Annotated in this window: 1 protein-coding gene; it reads left to right on the top strand. The window is 39.7% G+C overall.

What is annotated here, in order from left to right:
* A partial coding sequence (locus ACWXWW_RS18300; protein WP_455971465.1) for a hypothetical protein occupies positions 1-242 on the top strand: 242 nt, incomplete at both ends.

The raw sequence follows: 242 nt of genomic DNA, 5'->3' as shown, positions 1-242 counted from the left end.
AGGTAGAATTGCTTATCCAGCAGATATACAATCTATGAGTCCTAAAGCAGTAGTTCGTTTTCCTTTGAATGAGCGAGCATTAATAGGTTGGGGTGGTGATCGGTTAGAAATGAACTATCACGTTATAAAACCAAATGAAAGGTGGGCATATGATATTCTCATTCCACCTGCTGAAGTGAAAAGTAGTAAGTTAGAGGATTACGGAATATATGGAGCGAAAGTAATGGCACCAGCTTCTGGGA

The organism is Microbacterium sp. KNMS (assembly GCF_053851835.1).
Note: the sequence above shows the minus strand (reverse complement) of the source record. Positions and strands in the feature narration are given on the sequence as shown.